14 protein-coding genes and 3 pseudogenes are annotated in these 17,517 nt (G+C 60.7%); 6 read left to right on the forward strand and 11 right to left on the reverse strand.

Annotation, left to right across the window (positions count from 1 at the left end; all coding sequences use genetic code 11):
* Positions 1-261: 261 nt before the first annotated feature.
* The 10 genes from ACT6VE_RS27270 to ACT6VE_RS27315 form a co-directional block, all read right to left on the reverse strand.
* Positions 262-1,242, reverse strand: coding sequence for a transketolase family protein (locus ACT6VE_RS27270; protein ID WP_444801449.1), 981 nt, complete (start codon positions 1,240-1,242; stop codon positions 262-264).
* Positions 1,243-1,244: 2 nt separating this feature from the next.
* Positions 1,245-2,132: a transketolase gene (locus ACT6VE_RS27275; protein WP_444801450.1), complete on the reverse strand. Its 888-nt coding sequence runs from the start codon at positions 2,130-2,132 to the stop codon at positions 1,245-1,247.
* A 66-nt stretch (positions 2,133-2,198) separates the two neighbouring features.
* Positions 2,199-3,500, reverse strand: a complete 1,302-nt coding sequence (locus tag ACT6VE_RS27280; RefSeq protein WP_444801451.1) for an aminotransferase class III-fold pyridoxal phosphate-dependent enzyme — start codon at positions 3,498-3,500, stop codon at positions 2,199-2,201.
* Positions 3,501-3,577: 77 nt separating this feature from the next.
* Positions 3,578-4,666 carry an ABC transporter ATP-binding protein gene (locus ACT6VE_RS27285; protein ID WP_444801452.1) on the reverse strand — a complete coding sequence of 363 codons (1,089 nt, stop codon included), beginning with the start codon at positions 4,664-4,666 and terminating at the stop codon, positions 3,578-3,580.
* Positions 4,667-4,738: 72 nt separating this feature from the next.
* Complete coding sequence (locus ACT6VE_RS27290) at positions 4,739-5,662, reverse strand: aminotransferase class IV (RefSeq protein ID WP_444801453.1); 924 nt, start codon at positions 5,660-5,662, stop codon at positions 4,739-4,741.
* A gap of 1 nt (position 5,663) precedes the next feature.
* Positions 5,664-6,476 carry an ABC transporter permease gene (locus tag ACT6VE_RS27295; RefSeq protein WP_444801454.1) on the reverse strand — a complete coding sequence of 271 codons (813 nt, stop codon included), beginning with the start codon at positions 6,474-6,476 and terminating at the stop codon, positions 5,664-5,666.
* Positions 6,477-6,484: 8 nt separating this feature from the next.
* Positions 6,485-7,750, reverse strand: coding sequence for an ABC transporter permease (locus tag ACT6VE_RS27300; RefSeq protein ID WP_444801455.1), 1,266 nt, complete (start codon positions 7,748-7,750; stop codon positions 6,485-6,487).
* Between the two features lie 70 nt (positions 7,751-7,820).
* Positions 7,821-8,861: an ABC transporter substrate-binding protein gene (locus tag ACT6VE_RS27305; RefSeq protein WP_444801456.1), complete on the reverse strand. Its 1,041-nt coding sequence runs from the start codon at positions 8,859-8,861 to the stop codon at positions 7,821-7,823.
* 63 nt (positions 8,862-8,924) lie between these two features.
* Entirely contained in the window at positions 8,925-10,196 is a 1,272-nt protein-coding gene (locus ACT6VE_RS27310) for a dihydrolipoamide acetyltransferase family protein (protein WP_444801457.1), read from the reverse strand.
* A complete protein-coding gene (locus tag ACT6VE_RS27315) occupies positions 10,189-12,363 on the reverse strand; it encodes an alpha-ketoacid dehydrogenase subunit alpha/beta (protein ID WP_444801458.1) in 2,175 nt (724 codons plus the stop codon). Before ACT6VE_RS27315 ends, ACT6VE_RS27310 begins: the two co-directional genes overlap by 8 nt.
* Before the next feature lie 318 nt (positions 12,364-12,681).
* On the opposite strand from ACT6VE_RS27315, the gene ACT6VE_RS27320 reads away from it, so the two are divergent.
* The 3 genes and pseudogenes from ACT6VE_RS27320 to ACT6VE_RS27330 all read left to right on the forward strand — a co-directional run bounded on the left by ACT6VE_RS27320 (position 12,682) and on the right by ACT6VE_RS27330 (position 15,073).
* Complete coding sequence (locus ACT6VE_RS27320; protein WP_444801459.1) at positions 12,682-13,257, forward strand: VOC family protein; 576 nt, start codon at positions 12,682-12,684, stop codon at positions 13,255-13,257.
* A 99-nt stretch (positions 13,258-13,356) separates the two neighbouring features.
* Entirely contained in the window at positions 13,357-14,013 is a 657-nt protein-coding gene (locus tag ACT6VE_RS27325; RefSeq protein ID WP_444801460.1) for a GntR family transcriptional regulator, read from the forward strand.
* A gap of 332 nt (positions 14,014-14,345) precedes the next feature.
* A pseudogene (locus tag ACT6VE_RS27330) lies at positions 14,346-15,073 on the forward strand (IS6 family transposase).
* A gap of 60 nt (positions 15,074-15,133) precedes the next feature.
* Here ACT6VE_RS27330 and ACT6VE_RS27335 read toward each other — a convergent pair.
* A pseudogene (locus ACT6VE_RS27335) lies at positions 15,134-15,447 on the reverse strand (transposase); the annotation flags it as partial.
* A gap of 143 nt (positions 15,448-15,590) precedes the next feature.
* On the opposite strand from ACT6VE_RS27335, the pseudogene ACT6VE_RS27340 reads away from it, so the two are divergent.
* The 3 genes and pseudogenes from ACT6VE_RS27340 to ACT6VE_RS27350 all read left to right on the forward strand — a co-directional run.
* Positions 15,591-15,867, forward strand: a pseudogene (locus tag ACT6VE_RS27340) (DDE-type integrase/transposase/recombinase); the annotation flags it as partial.
* A gap of 152 nt (positions 15,868-16,019) precedes the next feature.
* A complete protein-coding gene (locus tag ACT6VE_RS27345; protein WP_444801461.1) occupies positions 16,020-16,268 on the forward strand; it encodes a hypothetical protein in 249 nt (82 codons plus the stop codon).
* Between the two features lie 500 nt (positions 16,269-16,768).
* Positions 16,769-17,509, forward strand: coding sequence for a GntR family transcriptional regulator (locus ACT6VE_RS27350; protein ID WP_444801462.1), 741 nt, complete (start codon positions 16,769-16,771; stop codon positions 17,507-17,509).
* Positions 17,510-17,517: the final 8 nt, after the last annotated feature.

A 17,517-nucleotide genomic window follows, 5' to 3' on the forward strand; every position in this document is an offset into this window, starting at 1 on the left:
GTGGCGGCCACGACTCTCCACTGCGCCAGTGCGCGGATTCGATGAATGTGGGTGGCTAGGGCTGAGTGTTTCTGGTGCGATGCGACAATCGATGGCCCATTGCTGATCCTCCGATGAATCAGCGAGACCCCCCTTCACGAAAACAGCAAATATGAGCCAGAGCCGATTGTAAGTGATAATTTCCGGCTATCCAGGGACAGCTCAGTGATAATCAACAATATGTTAAGCCGATACACTAATCTCGTGCCTTAAATCCACGACTTATACCGCAAGGAAGTCTTCCGCAACGCTACGGATGCCGGCCGCATCCAGTTTGTAATGTGCGTAAAGATGGGCCGGCGGACCGATGAGACTGTATTCGTCATAGATGCCGTGCCGCTTCAGCTTTACGCCGGCACCTTCATCCGTCAGCACTTCGGACACCGCTGCGCCAAGTCCGCCGAGCACGTTGTGCTCTTCGACCGTCATCATCTTGCTTGCGCGCGCGGCAGCCGACAGGATCGCGTCCCGGTCGAGGGGCTTGATCGACGCCATGTCGATGACCCCCACAGAACGGCCTTGCGCATTCATGACGCGCGCCGCCTCGAGCGCCCCATGAACGGCCATGCCGCAGGCGATGATCGTCAGTTCCTCTCCCTTGATATGCTCGTGCGCCTTGCCGAACGTGAAGGTCGCGTCCTTGCCGTAGACGACCGGATCGCGACCGCGGCCGATGCGGAAGTAGATCGGGCGATCGTGGTCCGCCGAAGCGCGGATTGCCGCTTCTAGCTGCGCACCGTCGGCTGGCGAGACCACCGAGAGATCCGCAATCGAACGGGTCGTGGCGATGTCCTCGGTCGCGTGATGCGAGGTGCCGTAGAAACCAAGCGAGATGCCCGTATGGTGGCCGATCAGGCGAACCGGCTGCGCGGAATAGGCGACGTCCATGCGGATCTGCTCGCAGGCGAGCAGCGCCATAAAGGATGCGAACGTCGCGACAAAGGGCGTGACCCCGCAGGTGGCGATGCCGGCCGCCGTGCTCACCATGTTCTGCTCGGAAATGCCGAAGGGAATGTAGCGATCCGGATAGACGGCTGCAAAACGGTTGAGGCCGTTCGAATATTGCAGGTCAGCGGAGCCGGCGACCACGTTGTGGCCCGCCTTCACGAGATCGATAAGGCCGTTCGACAGGTGATCCAGGCCGGGATTTAGCGCGTTGAGGCCGCGATACTGCCAGGAATTGGGCGAAAGGGTGCGGCTCATGGTCAGGCCTCCTGCGACAGGATTTCGGCGATGGCGGCGTCGGCGTCGGACGGGTCGAGATAGCCGAGGTGCCAGCCCGGTTCCGTTTCCATGTAGTCAATGCCCTTGCCCTTGACGGTCCTGGCGATGATGCAGCAGGGGACCTGACGCTCGTCGTCGGCGCGCACCCGGCGCAGCAGCTCGGTCGTCGCCGCGACGTCGTGGCCATCCACCAAGTGGACCTCCCAACCGAACGCGCGCCACTTCTCGTCAAGCGGTTCGACATTCATGACATCGTCCACCTTGCCATCGAGCTGGTAGCCGTTGCGGTCGATGATCGCGATCAGGTTCTTCGCCTTGTGCTGAGCTGCGCAGAGTGCCGCTTCCCAGACCTGGCCTTCCTGCATTTCACCATCGCCCATCATGCAGAAGACCTTGTAGTCCTCGCCAGTCCAGCGCTGTGCGAGCACCATGCCGAGACCGTTCGACAACGCATGGCCGATCGAGCCCGATGAGAAATCGACGCCCGGAACCTTGCGCATGTCGGGATGGTCGCCGAGCGGGCTGCCGAGGCGCGTATAGCTCTCCAGCCACTCCTTTGGGAAGAAGTCAAGGTCGGCATAGATCGGGAACAGGCCGACGGCCGCGTGCCCCTTGCCGATGGTAAAGCGGTCGCGCGACGACCAGCCGGGCTCGCCGCGGCGTATCCGCATGACATCGTAATAGAGCGCTGCAAAAATCTCCGCCGCGGAGAACACGGATGTGTAGTGCCCCGTCTTCGCGATCTCGATAAGGCGGATCGTTTCAAGGCGAAGGAAGCGCGCCCGCTCCCGCAGCATCGCAACCGTTTCGTCGGACGGCGCGAAACTGTTCGACTGACGCGGTTCGGACATACTGGCTGATGAGACCATCAGTGTTCTCCTGTTCGAATTGGGGCATCCCTGCCCCGGCATTGCCGATGCCGGGGCAATAGCCGATCACAGTGCACGGCTTTCCGCCTTCGCCTTGATGCGCGCGAGAACGGCGGGGTTGGACTGCGGCGGCAGCGTGGCCCAGGCGCGCTTCAGCTCCGTGAAGGCTTCGTCCGTCGCAGCAAGCGTTTTTGCGATGTCGGCATCCGTCAGCGCCGATGTCGCGAACATGTTGTGGTAGGGGTGCAGGTAGACCCCTCGCCGCACGGCGGCGGCAGCCCAGAAATAGCCGATGCGCATGTCCGGATCGTCGTCGAAGAAGATCTGGGGCATCTGCGCAGGCCCGGTCTGGCGGATGGCAATGCCGTGTGCGAGCGCCTGCTCGGCTATGCCTGTTCTCATTGCTTCCGCACGCGTGCTCATCTGTTCCAGATAGTCGGACGAGCGCACGACCTGAAGGGTGGCGACCGCGGCGGCCATCGGCACGGCGGAAAACCAGAACGAACCGGTGACATAGATGCTGGAGGCGGCTGCGCGCACCTTCTCGCTTCCGAGAAGGGCGGAGATGGGATAGCCGTTGCCGAGCACCTTACCCCAGGTGGTCAGGTCGGGTTCCACCCCGAGCAGGCTCCAGCTCGCATCTCGCGAAAGCCGGAAACCGGCGCGGACCTCGTCAACAATCAAGAGCGCATCCGCATCGTCGCAGAGCCGCCGGGTTTCCCGCGCAAAGTCCACTGACGGCAGGAACTGGTCCTCGAAGACCTCGTGCCGGAAGGGTGTTGCGAAAACGCCGGCGACATCGCCATCCGCCTGCCGGAAAGCGTCCCGCAGGCTGTCGAGGTCGTTGTAGCGGAAATAGATGACGTGCGCCCGGTCTTCCGGCAGCGTGCCCTTCGGGTTCGGCGTGTTCCAGGGCGAGGCGCCGTGATAGGCGCCGCGGGCAACAAGGATCTTGCGGCGGCCCGAATAGGCGCGCGCTGCCACCATGGCCATCGATGTCGCGTCGCTGCCGTTCTTGCAGAACATCGCCCACGCCGCATGTGTGATCATGCCGACGAAATCTTCCGCGAGCGTCACCATCGCTTCCGATGGGCCGGTCAAGGTGTCGCCCTTCAGCGCCTGGGCGCTTGCGGCCTGTTCGACGGCTGGATGACGATAGCCGAGAAGGTTCGGCCCGAAGGCGCACATATAGTCGACATACTCGTTGCCATCGGCATCCCAGATGCGCGCGCCCTCGCCGCGCGAGAAGAATTGCGGGAATTCTTCCGGCAGGAGTGCTACCGACTCATGGCCGTACATGCCGCCCGGAATGACCACACGCGCCCGCTCCCTCAACGCTCGATCCCTGGAATTCGTTCTCATCGTCATCGTCCTTCTCCCTCTCGAAACCGGCGTCCTCTCCCGGTCCGTCACTATCCATAGGCAAGCAACGCAACGCGCACCCGTTAGGCGAAGACACGTCCGTCACCCTCGTTCCAGCCGATGAGGATGTCCTCGCCAATGGCCGGTCGGCTGGCAAAATCCAGAAGCGGTTTGCGAACCACCATCGTTTGCCCCCCGCCAATATCCACGAGCGCCCGTAAATGGTCGCCAAGATAGGTCGTGTCGGCGATCCTGCCCTTGCACTGGTTGAGCCGATCACTTGCCGCTGCACCGACCACGAGGTTTTCCGGCCGCACCGCGATCTTCAGGGGCTCGCCCGTTCCGGCAAATCCGGCGGAGACGCGCATGCGCACCGTCTGGCCGCAATCCAGCAGGATGCGTCCACGACCGCTGTCGTCCAAGCCTTGCGACCGGCCGGAGAGAATATTGTTCTCGCCGATAAAGCCCGCCACGAAGACGCTCGCGGGCTGCTCGTAAAGTTGCTGCGGGCTTGCGATCTGGGTGACGGCCCCGCGCTCGAAGATCGCGATGCGATCGGACATGGCCAGCGCCTCGGACTGGTCATGCGTGACATAGACCATCGTGACGCCAAGCTCGCGGTGGATCTGCTTGATCTCGTACTGCATGTGCTCGCGCAGCGTCTTGTCGAGCGCGCCGAGTGGTTCGTCCATCAGCACGAGGTCGGGCTCGAACACCAGCGCGCGGGCAAGGGCTACACGCTGCTGCTGGCCGCCGGACAATTCGCTCGGCCGGCGGTTCTGCATGCCCTCCAGACGAACCATCTCGATCGCCTTGCCGACCTTGGACTGTATCTCCTGCTGGCTTTTCCCTCGCATCCTCAGTGGATAGGCGAGGTTTTGCGCCACGGTCATATGGGGAAACAGGGCATAGTTCTGGAACACGACGCCTATTCCCCGGCGATGCGGCGGCAAGTGCTCGATCGGCTTGCCCTTGACGAGAATGTGGCCCCTCGTCGGGGTCTCGAAGCCCGCAAGCATCATCAGGGTCGTCGTCTTGCCGGAACCGGAGCCGCCGAGAAGGGTGAGGAATTCACCCTGCCTGACGGACAGGTTGAGGTTCTCGATAACGACGGTTCGCCCGTCATACGTCTTCTCTACGCCGACGAATTCGACGATGTTGCCGGATTCCATATAAGACCTTCCATGCGCGCCCTGGCGCATCCCCTGTTTTCCGCACGTACCAGAAGTGATCTCCGCTTCGCGCTAATCCCTGTAGGAAACCTCTGTGCCGAGCCAGCCGTCCTCCTGGCGCTGCCAATAGAGGTCGTGGAGGCGGCGCGTCACCGGACCGGGCTTGCCACTGGCGACAGCCGTGCCGTCGATCGTGGTCACCGGCATGATGCCGCCGGCCGTGCTGGTCATGAAGATTTCGTCCGCGCCGAGAAGCTCAGTGATCGCGACGGGCCGGACGTCGCAGCGCAGCTGCAACTGTTCGCACAGTTCGATGACCGTACGTCGGGTCATGCCTTCGAAGACGCCGCTATCCGGGGTGTAGAGAACGTTGTCCTTCACCACGAAGACGTTGAAGCCGGCGCCCTCCGTGATGTTGCCGTCGCCATCGCGCAGCACGGCCACGATTGCATCCCGGTCATAGGCCTCGAAGATGCCCATGGTGAGGTCCAGCCAATGAAAATTCTTGATGCGCGGATCGACGGCCTGCGGCGCGATGCGGTGAACGGAGCTGACGACCATGGGGATCCCATCCCGGCGCTGCTCGTCATTGGCGATCCAGACGAAGGGCGTGGCGAATGCGTAGAACCGCTGCGTGCACAGGCGGGGATCGCGGCTGCCGACCGGCGGCAGACCGCGCGTGCATGTCATCTGCACATAGGAGTCGCGCAGTCCGCTCAGCCTGACGCACTCGATGAGGATTTCAGCGATCTGCTCGTACGTATAGGGCAGAGACATGCGCAGGCCGCGCATCGATGCGAAAAACCGCTCGATATGATCGTCGAGACGGAAGAACCGCCCTTTCCAGACATGCGCGACGTCATAGGTGGCGTCGGAACGCACGAAGCCTCGATCCAGGATCGGCACGGTTGCTTCCGCAACCGGCATATACCTTCCGTCGATGAATGCGACGCCGGCCTGCGGATTGGGAATGTGAATCTCGTTCTGCTGGGTCATGTCAGGCCTTTCCGAGGTTTCTTGCGTTGCGGTTCACCAGGAACAGCGCGGCGACGAGGCTGAGGATGGCGACGAGCATCAAGAATGTCGCCATCGCGAGAATGGAGGGTTCGATATTGTCGCGCAGCCCCTCGAACATCTTGAGGGGCAGGGTCCGCTGGCTGGGCCCGGCAAGGAACAGTGTCACCACCACCTCGTCGAACGAGGTCATGAAGGCGAAGAGCGCTCCGGAAATGATCCCCGGCGAAATGACCGGCACCAGCACGGTCATGAACGCCTTGAAGGGAGATGCGCCGAGACTGGCCGCCGCCCGCAGCAAGCCCATGTCGAAGCCCTGCAAAGTCGCGGTGACGGTGATCAGCACGAAGGGCGCGGACAGAACCGTATGGGCGATGATGACACCCGGCATGCTAGCCGTCAGCCCGAGTTTCGCCATCAGGAAGTACATGCCGAGGCCGCTGATGACGGGCGGCACGATCATTGGCGCGATGAGAAAACCGAGGATGGCGGTTGGCATCGGCAGATCGCGACGGGCAAATGCATAGGCCGCAAGCGTGCCGAGGATCGTCGCCGCCACCGTCGATACGGCGCCGATGATCAGGCTGTTCTTGAGAGAAGCGAGCCAGGGGCCGTCCGAAAACACCCGCTCGTACCACTGCATCGACACGCCCGGCAACGGATAGGAAAGGAAGCTGCCGGAACTGAAGGACAGCGGCACGATGGCGATGAGGGGCACGACAAGGAACAGCATCATCACCACGCCGAAGGCGTAGTAGAGCGCGCGCACGAGCATGGCTTGACGATGGTATTGCATGGGCGGCCTCACTTCAGTCCAGCGAGCTGGCGCACGCCCACCGTTCGTGCCGCAAGAAAATAGACGGCGACGGTGCAAACAAGCAGGATGATGCCGAGTGCTGACGCCATGCCCCAGTTGATGGTGGTGTTGGCGAAGAAGGCGATGAAGTAACCAATCATCTGGTCACGGGCGCTGGCGACCAGCGATGGCGTTATATAGTAGCCGGCGGTGACGATGAAGGTCAGCAGCACGCCCGCCCCCACGCCCGGCAGCGTCATCGGCAGATAGACGTTCAGGAAGCCCCGGACCGGATGCGCACCGAGAGATGCCGACGCCCGCATGAATTGCGGCGGGATGCCCTTCATCGTGGAATAGAGCGGAAGCACCATGAACGGTAGCATCATGTGGATCATCACGATGTAAAGCCCGCTGGTGTTGAAGATCAGTTCGAGCGGCTGCTGGATGAGGCCTAGCGAGCCGAGGAGAGAGTTCACCAGCCCCTCGCGCTGGAGGAGCACGATCCAGGCGGAGGTGCGCGCTAGCAGCGACGTCCAGAACGGCAGCATGACCGCAATGATGAGGGCGATGGAGAACGGACGCGGCGCGATCACCATGAGATTGGCAAGCGGATAGCCCAGCAGTGCGCAAACAATCGTGACGACCGCAGCCGTCTTGAGCGTGCGCAGGAGGATGTCGACATAGGTGCGCTGCTCTTCGGGCGCCTGCACGACTTGCCCGGCATCGTCAACGGTCAGATCGACTGCGGCCAGCATGTAGTAGGGCGTGTAGGCCGGAGAGGCCCGCTTCATCGCATGCCAGTATGCCGGCTCCTCCCAACGTTTGTCGATGCCAGCTAGGAACCCGCGCGCAACGCCTTCCTCGGCCAGGTCGTCGGGCAGGACGCGCAGTTTGCGGATCGTGCTGGTCAGAAGCGTGCGATAGCCGCTCACTTCGTAGTTCAAGCGCCGTGCGGCTTCGCCGACAAGGTTGCGCGGAGCAGCCGAGATTTCCTGCAGGAATGTCGTGAAAACGATATCGGGCGGCAGTTCGCCCGGCTCCTGTGGTGTCCACCGTGACAGCGCCGAAACCGTTTGCGGCATGGACCGCAACAGCTCGACATTCTCCACAGCCTTGTAGAGCATCATGCCGATCGGCAGCATGAAGGTCACGATGATGTAGATGAGCAGCGGTGCCACAAGCAGGAGGGATGTGACGCGCCGACGCTTGCCGGCACGGTCCCATGCGTGGCGGGTCGCCTTCGTTGCGGTGCTGTCTCGATCGGTCGGTGTCATCGGGATCCTGCGTTAGCCAGCCATGCCGGGCGGAGATTGCCCGGCATGGTTTTCAACGGTTTCAGCGAGATTATTGGGCAACCCAGCTGGCGAAGCGTTCCGCCAGTTCTTCGCCGTGGTCAATCCAGAACTCCGATTCGAACCGGACGGCGTTCTTCAGGTTGTCAGGGGCCGATGGCAGCTTGGCCAGACGCTCGGTCGGCAGGGCTTCCATGGCTTTGACGTTGCTGACGCCGTAGGCGATTTTGTTGGCGAAGGTAACCTGCGGGTCCTTCGACATCAGGAACTCCACGAATGCGATGGACTGGTCGAGGTTCGGCGTGCCTTTCATGATGGCCCAGAACTCGGTGGAATTGATCTGCCCGTCCCAGATGATGGCGAAGTTCTTGCCTTCCTTCTGCGCAGTGTCCACGCGACCGTTGTAGGCAGATGTCATGACGACATCGCCGGACGACAGCCATTCCTGCGGCTGGGCACCGCTTTCCCACCACTGGATATGCGGCTTCAGTTCGTCGAGCTTGGCGAATGCCCTGTCCTGTCCTTCCTTCGTGGCGATGACGCTGTAGACCTCCGAGGGCGGCACGCCATCGGCCATCAGGGCCACTTCCATGGTCAGCTTGGCGGTCTTGCGCAGCCCGCGCTTGCCCGGCCACTTCTCGACGTTCCAGAAATCCACCCAGTTTTTCGGGCCATCCGTCAGCTTCGCCGTGTCGTAGGTTAGGATGTTCGCCCAGCTGAGCGCGCCGACAGCGCATTCCTTGAACTGGCTGGGGTCGATTTCATCCGCATGGGCTTGTTTCGACCAGTCGATGTTCTCGAGAAGGCCCTGTTCGCATGCCATGGTGACTTCGTCGTCTTCCATCTGCATGACGTCCCAGGTGACGTTTCCAGCGTCGACCATCGCCTTCTGTTTAGCAAGGCCACCGTTCGTCGTGTCCTCGAGCACCGTGATGCCCTTTTCCTTGGCGTAGGGCGTGAAATAGGCATCGCGAAACGCGTCCTGAACCGCACCGCCAAAGCCCACGACCGTCAGGTCGCGCGCCTGGGCGCTGGAAAAACTGGCCGCAGCCACGACGCCGGCTGCAAGAAGCATCGTTTTATATTTATGCATGATCCTGTTCCTCTCTTTTGTTGACTTTTCGAACTGCTTTTTTTTGCGACGAGGCATTCCGCCTCAGACGAGAATTCGCATCGGGTTCTGGACAAGCCCCTTGAAGCTCGACAGCCATTGCGCCCCGACGGCACCGTCGATCGCGCGGTGGTCGAGCGAAAGCGTCACGCGCATCATCCGTGCATCGACGGCCACGCGGTCCCGGGAGACGATCCGTTCCTCGATCGACCCGATCGCAAGGATTGCAGCCTGCGGCGGGTTGACGATGGCGGTGAAGTCGCTCACCCCGTACATGCCGAGGTTGCTGATGGTGAATGAGCCTCCGCGATATTCCTCCGGCCGCAACGTGCCGGCCCGGGCACGCAGGGCGAGGTCCGAAATCTCGCTCGAAATGGCGGAGAGCGACTTGTTTCCCGCGTTTTTCACCACCGGCGTGATGAGCCCGCCATCCGTCGCCACCGCAACGCAGATATCCGTCCGTTGCAGGCTGAGGAGGGCGTCCTCGGTCCACATCACATTGCAGGCGGGAACCTGATCGAACGCGACCGCAGCCGCCTTGACTAGGAAATCGGTGACTGACAACCGGTCATCAGAAGGTCTGTCCGCATTGATCCGAGAACGCATTTCAAGCAGCACATCGACGGCGATATCGGCATTCAGGTAGAAGTGCGGGATCGTCCGCTTGGACTCGGTGAGGCGCTGGGCAATCGTCCGGCGCATGGCGGAGTGCGGCACGGCGACATGCGGAATATCGACCGCTACCGTAGCGACAGGCGCGTAGGCGCGAGGCGTTTCCGCCGTCTGCACCAGGTGCTCGGCGGCAGACAAGGCAAGCGATGCGGCGGCGGTGAAGGCTTCGACATCGCCGCGCAGGATGCGCCCGCGCGGGCCTGTTCCGTTGATGTCACCGAGGGAAATGGCGGCCTCGCGGGCGAGCCGGCGGGCGAGAGGACTTGCGAGTATCCGCGTCCCCACGCCCGGTCCAGGCGCCTTGATGGCAAGCGCCGGCGTTGCCTGTTCGTCCGCAGGTGCTTGCCGTTCTGGCGCGGTGCTCGCGGCAGCCGACAGGAGCTGCGAGACGGCGGCATCGTCCTCACCTTCATCCGTCAGAACGCCGATGGGCGTCTCGACCGCCACCGTAGAGCCATCACCATACAAGATGCGCGCGATGCGACCCGCCCTCGAACTGGGAATTTCGATGACGGCCTTGTCTGTTTCGATCTCGGCAAAAGCCTCGCCGGCGGCCACAGCGTCTCCCTCGGCCTTCAGCCAGCGGGCGATGGTGCCGTCACGCGCATTGGCGACCACGGACGGCATGACCAGAAATTCAGCCATTGCGCCGCTCCGGCAGGGCCGCCAGTGCCATCGCGATTTCCTCGCGTCCGGCATAGGCTGCACGTTCGAGGACCTTTGAAATCGAAGGCGAGGCCTCGCGCCCGGTGACCCGCTCGATTGGATGGTCCAGCCAGTCGAACAGGCGCTGCTGTATCTCGTCGGAGAGCCATGCGCCGTAGGAGGAACCGCGCGGCCCCTGCTCCACGATCACGACCATGTTGGTTTTCTTCACGCTTTCCGAAATTGTTTCCCAGTCGATGCTGGCGCGGTCGAGACATCTCAGGTCGATGACCTCGGCATCCGCGCCCACCTGTTCCACCGCGTCGAGCGTTGCCTGCACCATGGCGGAATAGGTCAGCACCGTTACCGCCGATCCCCGGCGACGCACCGACGCCTTGCCAAAAGGAATGAAGTAATCGAGGTCCCCTACCAGGGCCGGCCCCATCGTCTGGTAGAGATCGACATGCTCGATGACCAGAACCGGGTCGTTCGAGGCGAGCGCCGTGTTCATCAGACCGACATAATCGAAGGGCGTCGAGGGTGCGATAATTCTCCAGCCCGGCGACGTTGCGAAGATGCCCGCCGGATCCATTGAATGCTGCGATCCATAGCCGGTGCCGATCGCGATTTTCGTGCGCAGCACCAAAGGAATGGCCATGTCGCCGCCGAACATGTGGCGAGCCTTGCCGACCTGGTTGAACACCTGGTCGGCCGCGACCCACATGAAGTCGGGATACATGAACTCTACGATCGGGCGGTATCGCCCATCCATCGCAAGCCCGCCACCGAGACCCATGAAGGCGTTCTCGCTGATCGGTGTGCCGAGAATGCGGTCGGGATACTTCGCCTTGAGGCCGCGTGTGGCGCCATTGGTGCCACCCTTCAGGCGGTGGATATCTTCGCCCAGAATGACGATGCTGTCGTCAGTCTCCATGCGCCGGTCCAGCACGTCGGCAATGACGTCGACGAACTTGCGCTGTTCGATCCCACCGGCAAAGCCAGACTGCTCGACATATCGCAGGCCCAACAATTCAGACCCGTCGCTGCGGATGCCGACATCGCAGAAATCGGGCTTCGGCCACAGGGCAGCCTTGATAGTCCGGCGATTGTCGACCCGATCCGTGAGGTCTTCTGCCACGTCCTGCATGGCGAGCTTGCACCGCGCCCTCAGTGCATCGACCGTCGCCTGGTCGGTCAGGCCACGCGCGATCATCTCGCGCGCCACTCGGTCGAGCGGGTCCCTCGCCCGCCAGGCTTCCTCTTCCTCTTTCTTGCGATAGCCGAAGGCGCTGCCGGGAAAGGAACCGTTCTGATGGAAGTAGCGATAGACATCCGCTTCAATGATCGTCGGGCCTTTTCCGGCGCGCATGTGCGCCAGTGCCTGCTTCATGGCAAGGTTGACCGCGAGGACGTCCATCCCGTCCACATGCCAGGACGGGATGGCGAAGGCCTGTCCGCGCGCCGCCAAACGGGTTTCCGCCGTCGATTCTTCCAAACTGGTGGCAACCGCGTAACGGTTGTTCTCGATGAAGAAACACAGAGGCAGGCGCCAAGCCGCGGCGAGGTTCATCGTCTCCAGAACCGAACCGATATTGACCGCCCCATCGCCGAAATAGCTCACGGCGACCGCGTCCGTTCCGGACTGCTTGTGCGCAAAGGCGGCACCCGCGGCCAACGGCGCGCCGCCTCCAACGATAGCATTCGTGCCGAGGGCGCCTGCCGCATGCCACCGCAGATGCATGGACCCACCGCGCCCGCCGCAGAACCCCTCTGCAAGGCCCATGATTTCGGCAAGCGAGCGGCGAAGAAGCGAGCGGACCGAACCGTCAAACGCCATCCCGAGCGGCAAGCCTTCGGGCGCGATATACTTTAGGGCTTTTGCAAGAAACTGATGGTGCCCGCGATGAGAGCCGTTGATCTGGTCGTCCGGCCTGAGCGGCAGGATGGATCCCACCGCGCCGCCTTCCTGACCGATAGACGAGTGCGCCGGGCCGTGAACCAGCCCTTCGTTCGCCAGTTCGAGCACGGCCTCTTCGAAGGCCCGGATCAGGTGAAGGGACGAAAGAACCGTTTCCAGTTCACCGGCTTCTGCCGCATCCCAATCCTTCTTCGTCGTGCCCAACTCCAGCCAGCGGGTGGAACTCGATAGTGTCTTCGTTTGCGGCATGTCGTCCTCAAAAAGGCAAAGCACGGCCATGACCTGCAAGAAGCTCGCAGGCGACAGGCAATGTTCGGGCGCTACGCGCTCGGTGTCGGCGAATTGGATACGTCCGGCTGAACCGGAGCAGTTCCCACGTTTTCTGATTGTCTTGTTATGGCGAGGCTTTCACTTTCCGGCCCCACTGTCAATTGATTGTATCCATAAAAATCCTGGCCTATGCGAATTTTGCACTAAAACGCCATTATACGGCTCGACAAACCAAATTTAGCCGTCCAATTATCATCGAATGGATACATTGGCTCTTATGGCCGGGAAGGCGACCGAATGTCAGAAAGCGATCAGGGCGATCGAAACACGCGCCCCGCGCAGGCCGGTGGACTGCCAGGCCTGCGGGGCACGGAGCATATCGGCTTCACGGTCCCGGACCTGGACCAGGCAGTGGAATTCTTCGTGAACGTCATCGGATGCGAGCCCTTCTATGAGCTTGGCCCCTTCTCCTCGGATGGGGATTGGATGGAAACGATGCTTAACGTGCACCCGCGCGCCGTGATGAAAAGGCTGCAATTCCTGCGCTGCGGGAACGGCTCCAATTTCGAAATTTTCGAATATTCGTCGCCCGACCAGAACACGCGCCAGCCGCGCAACAGCGACATTGGAGGCCATCATCTCGCCTTCTATGTCGATGATATCGAGCTAGCCTTGACCTATCTGCGCGCACAAAACGTGCGCATCCTCGGCAATCCTGTCGTGCGGATCGACGGTCCGAGTGCCGGCCAGACATGGGTCTATTTTCTGACACCCTGGGGCATGCAACTCGAACTCGTGTCGTTCCCAAAGGGCAAGGCCTACGAAGCAGGTCTGTCGCGCCATCTGTGGAGCCCGGTCATTCCCGCGCCCTGACGAGACGGGACTGTCGGCCTGCCGCTAAAGTAGTGGACGGACTACGGATGTTGTCTGCTATATCTGCCGCGCCGTTACAGCATGTGGGAGTCCACTTTCATGAATGATGCCACATTGGGTCTTCGGGTCACGGGGGAAATCCGCCAGAAGATTCTCAGCGGCGAGTTTGCACCCGGCCTGCGCATTCGGCAGGAGGAGCTCGCCGCGCAATTCGGCACGAGCCGTGTGCCGGTACGCGAGGCCCTAAAGCAGCTCGAAAGCGAAGGCCTCGTCGTCATTGTCCCCAACAGCGGTGTCTGGATCGCGCGGGTCGACATCGATGAATGCGTGGAAATGTGGAAGATTCGTGAGCGGATCGAGCCGCTTGCGCTCGGTGAAAGCCTGCCGCATCTCACCGACGAGGATATTAGCGGGCTCGAAGACATCTGCCGGACCATCGACAGCACAACGGATGTCGAGGAGTTCCTGCGGCTTGATCGCCAGTTCCACCTCGCAAGCTATCGCGCAACAGCCATGCCGACGCTCATCCCCATGATCGAGCGCATCTGGAACACCACACAGCATTATCGCCGCGCCTATACGATGCTGCTCGGCAGAGAACGCTTTTGGATCATCCAGTGCGAGCACGAACTTCTAATGGAAGCGATTAAGCGACGAGATGTAGAGGACGCGGAAAGAGCGCTTTACAGCCATATCCGCCGCACTCGTATGGAGTTGGAGCGAAACCGCTTGTCTTTCAGTAATATGTCCATTTAGCATTGTTGAATATCCCCTCAAATGAACCCAATTTATTGATCCGCCGTGACCCACCTTCAGGCCGAAAGCCGATTCAGTCGGGGCAGTGCCAAATGAAAAACTGGGGAAAATCCGGCTGACATTCAACAGCACCGGCGGTGAATGCCTCAAAACGCATACCAAGCTCTGTACCCACAAGGTCGCGACTTAGATCTTCGAAGTCGTCGGGCGAAGAGTCGCAAAATCATAATTCATTTTGCGATGATGAGTTGTAGTACCGGCGTTCGCCGAGCATTCGGACCAGAACACTGCGTGGTAGCGTGGCCTTAACATTTGCGGCGGTATTTACCGGCATGCCCCCGAACCCGTCGACCGATGTCACGACGCCGCGATATAAGCGTCGTCGTTTTCTCGCCGAGATCATGGCGCATGTGGTGTGGCTCTATTTCCGCTTTCTGCTGAGCCTGCGTCACATAGAAGTTCTGCTGGCTGAGCGCGGCATAGAAGTCTCGTTCCAGACCGTAGCGGAATGGGTTGCCAAGTTCGGCCGAGAGTATGCCCGTTCCATCCAGCATCGATCCAGGGGAAGTTTGCCGACAAGTGGCATCTCGACGAAATGGTCGTTGCTATCAAAGGCAGAAAATACTGGTTGTGGCGGGCCGTCGATGCTGATGGTTATGTTCTCGGTGCATTGCTCCAGAGCCGCCGGGACAAGACGGCGGCCCTTCGACTGATGCGAAAGCTACTGAAGGGCCAGTGCGGCGCACCACGTGTCATAATCACCGACAAGCTCAGATCCTACAATGCAGCCAGGAGAGAAATCATGCCCAGTGCCGAACATCGCTCGCATAAGGGCCTGAATAACCGGGCGGAGAATTCGCATCTGGCTGTTCGACGACGAGAACGAGGCATGATCCGGTTCAAGTCGGCAGGGCAATGCCAGCGCTTCATCTCCAACCATGGCCCGATCGCAAACCTCTTCCATCTTCAACGCAAGAAGACGACCACTGCCGAATATCGAAAACTGCAAAACGCCGCCATGAACACGTGGCGGGAAATCTCCCTGTCGTCCGCAGCATAACCCAGGCCTATCGTGGCCATCCTGTGCCCGACGCAAGTTAAGACGACGCTACCCCTCGGTGACATGATCTATACACGCACGGCGGCGGGCGGGGCTTAGAAGTTTCCCCTGGCGGCCTCCGCCAGGATCATCTTGTCCAGGGGCAGGTCGGAAACAGCCCGCCGAAGCCGGGCATTCCCGATCTCCAATTCCTTCAGACGTTTCACCTGATCGCCCTTCAGACCACCGTATTCTGCGCGCCAGCGGTAATATGCAACTTCCGTCACGCCTATCGAACGGATCGCCTCCGCCATCGATTTGCCCTGTGCATTCAGCACGTCAACCTGTCGCAACTTCGTGACGATCTCTTCCGCCTCGTGTCTTTTCGCTGCCATTTCAATGGCCTTCTTCGGATCATAAGCCATACTTCAAAAAGGGTCACTTTTCAGGGGGCAGACCAAGCATCTTTGAGTTGTATAAAGGGGACCGACTCTCAAGCGGTGACGGACGCCTTGGCAGGGTGGCGTCTCCTTCACATTCGCGGAATGATATCTGGCACCAGGATGAGGTCGCCATCTCCGGCAAGAAACACTGGCTGTACGGACCGTCGGTCAAGAAGGTTACGCGCTCGACGAGATCATCCAGATTCGCCGCAACACCGAGGCTGCCAGGCGCTCGCTGATCAGACTGCTGAAGAGGCGGGCGTGGCGCCCAAGCTTCTGATCACCGACAAGCTGCACCCCTATGATGCAGCAAATCGCCTTATCATGCCGAATGTCGGGCATCGCTCGCACAAAGGCTTGAACAGCGGGGCGCCGAGGATTTCATGCGCTCCGTCTTCCAACGACGCGACAGCACCCGCGCAGGCTCCTACGCAACGCGCGATCTACCTCGACTGAAGGGTGGCGGCTTTGACGATGCGGCCGGACAGGCGTAATCTCGCAGCACATCATTTGGAGCATCAGCCATGCGTCCTGGAGTGCTCGTATTTGGTCTGGTCGCGGCCCTGGTTCCCACCTTGACCAATGCCCATAATTGCAAATGCCGAAATCGCGGTGTCATGTTCGAGCTCGGCCAGACGTCCTGCCTGAAGGTCGATGGCGGCTCTTATCTCGCGCGCTGCGAAATGAAGCTCAACGTCTCGTCCTGGACCAAGATCCAGGAAGGTTGTCCCGTGACGGAACGTGCGCTATCGCGGGCGACGCGCGTCAATTGATCACCTCCTCAGGTGGTGTCGGACCAAGCCTGAACATCGTGACCGCTTGCCGTTCGACTCAATGCGCCGGCGCTTCCGGCGTCAGCCGAAGGGTCAGGTTGCCACGGTGGCGAAGACCTGCTTCGTATTTTGGACAGTTCGCTACTTTGAAACTCATCTCGCCGATGTGGTGGCGGATGGTGGAGCTATGCTTATGTGGCAACACAGCTCAATTGTCAGGGTTTCCATCTCGACGGCTTGATGCCAAACCATTGAATTTTGATCCCTGCGCCAATGCCATCCGTACACCAACGCTCTTCTCCGGTTCTTTACTTTGCCGCAAGGACTTGCAATTTAAAGGAAGTTCTCGCATCCAGATGGGGTGTGAGCGGGCTTGGGCTGCGTTTGCGACCATTTCGCGGGAACCGAACTGTTTTTGCATTCCCTGCGCCGGTCTCCAGCAGTGAGTGCTGAGTTTCCAGTAGGTTTTCTTTGCTTTGCCGATCACGAGAGGCCAATAAATGGAGCCAGCGAGCAGGGCCAAGAGCTCGAAGATCAACGAGATTTCAGAAATCTTGATGCGTCGGATCTCGGACGGGCTGTATCAGGTTGGCGACAACATCCCCAATGAGCTGGACCTGTGTTCGGAATTCGATGCAAGCCGCTACACAATTCGTGAAGCGGTGCGCCATCTGCAGGACCGTGGGCTGGTTCACCGCAAGAAGCGCTCGGGCACGAAGGTCATCAGCGCCTCAAGCACACCGATATACGGGTTGAATTTCGAGTCGTCCGACAGTCTCGGCCATTATCTCGTCCATACCGATCTCAAGTTGCAGCGTACAATTCCGCAGCTGGCGCAGCAACCGGCCGAAACCCACCTGGATGGAAGCCTTGCGGATTGGGCCCAGTTGAATACCTACCGTTGCGCCTCGGGTACGAACCGTGCCGTCTCTTGGTCTTACATTTATCTGCGCAGGGAGTTTCTGGGCGTTGTCGACCTGATCGGCCACGAGCGCGGCGGGATCTATGAGCTTCTGATGAAAAAGTTCAAGAAGGCCGTCAAGTTCATCGACGTCGAGGTTTCGTCTGCACCCTTCACCCGCGAGGCGGCCGATGTGCTGCGCAAGGGGCGCAACAGCCAGGCCCTGCTGATCATTCGCCGATTTTTTGGCGAGGACGACAAGCTGTTTGAAGTCTCGGTCTCCTATTATCCGCCCGAGGAAGTGCAGTACAAATCCCGCATCATGGTCAATCAGCTCTGACGCTTGCC

This window comes from Shinella sp. (assembly GCF_052438155.1).
Classification (GTDB): domain Bacteria; phylum Pseudomonadota; class Alphaproteobacteria; order Rhizobiales; family Rhizobiaceae; genus Shinella.

What these genes read in the sequence shown, in the direction of transcription:
- ACT6VE_RS27295 (WP_444801454.1), bottom strand. Translation starts at nt 6,476, where the DNA reads ATGCAATACCATCGTCAAGCCATGCTCGTGCGCGCGCTCTACTACGCC.
- ACT6VE_RS27300 (WP_444801455.1), bottom strand. Translation starts at nt 7,750, where the DNA reads ATGACACCGACCGATCGAGACAGCACCGCAACGAAGGCGACCCGCCAC.
- ACT6VE_RS27305 (WP_444801456.1), bottom strand. Translation starts at nt 8,861, where the DNA reads ATGCATAAATATAAAACGATGCTTCTTGCAGCCGGCGTCGTGGCTGCG.
- ACT6VE_RS27345 (WP_444801461.1), top strand. Translation starts at nt 16,020, where the DNA reads ATGCGTCCTGGAGTGCTCGTATTTGGTCTGGTCGCGGCCCTGGTTCCC.
- ACT6VE_RS27310 (WP_444801457.1), bottom strand. Translation starts at nt 10,196, where the DNA reads ATGGCTGAATTTCTGGTCATGCCGTCCGTGGTCGCCAATGCGCGTGAC.
- ACT6VE_RS27325 (WP_444801460.1), top strand. Translation starts at nt 13,357, where the DNA reads ATGAATGATGCCACATTGGGTCTTCGGGTCACGGGGGAAATCCGCCAG.
- ACT6VE_RS27280 (WP_444801451.1), bottom strand. Translation starts at nt 3,500, where the DNA reads ATGACGATGAGAACGAATTCCAGGGATCGAGCGTTGAGGGAGCGGGCG.
- ACT6VE_RS27275 (WP_444801450.1), bottom strand. Translation starts at nt 2,132, where the DNA reads ATGGTCTCATCAGCCAGTATGTCCGAACCGCGTCAGTCGAACAGTTTC.
- ACT6VE_RS27315 (WP_444801458.1), bottom strand. Translation starts at nt 12,363, where the DNA reads ATGCCGCAAACGAAGACACTATCGAGTTCCACCCGCTGGCTGGAGTTG.
- ACT6VE_RS27350 (WP_444801462.1), top strand. Translation starts at nt 16,769, where the DNA reads ATGGAGCCAGCGAGCAGGGCCAAGAGCTCGAAGATCAACGAGATTTCA.
- ACT6VE_RS27270 (WP_444801449.1), bottom strand. Translation starts at nt 1,242, where the DNA reads ATGAGCCGCACCCTTTCGCCCAATTCCTGGCAGTATCGCGGCCTCAAC.
- ACT6VE_RS27290 (WP_444801453.1), bottom strand. Translation starts at nt 5,662, where the DNA reads ATGACCCAGCAGAACGAGATTCACATTCCCAATCCGCAGGCCGGCGTC.
- ACT6VE_RS27285 (WP_444801452.1), bottom strand. Translation starts at nt 4,666, where the DNA reads ATGGAATCCGGCAACATCGTCGAATTCGTCGGCGTAGAGAAGACGTAT.
- ACT6VE_RS27320 (WP_444801459.1), top strand. Translation starts at nt 12,682, where the DNA reads ATGTCAGAAAGCGATCAGGGCGATCGAAACACGCGCCCCGCGCAGGCC.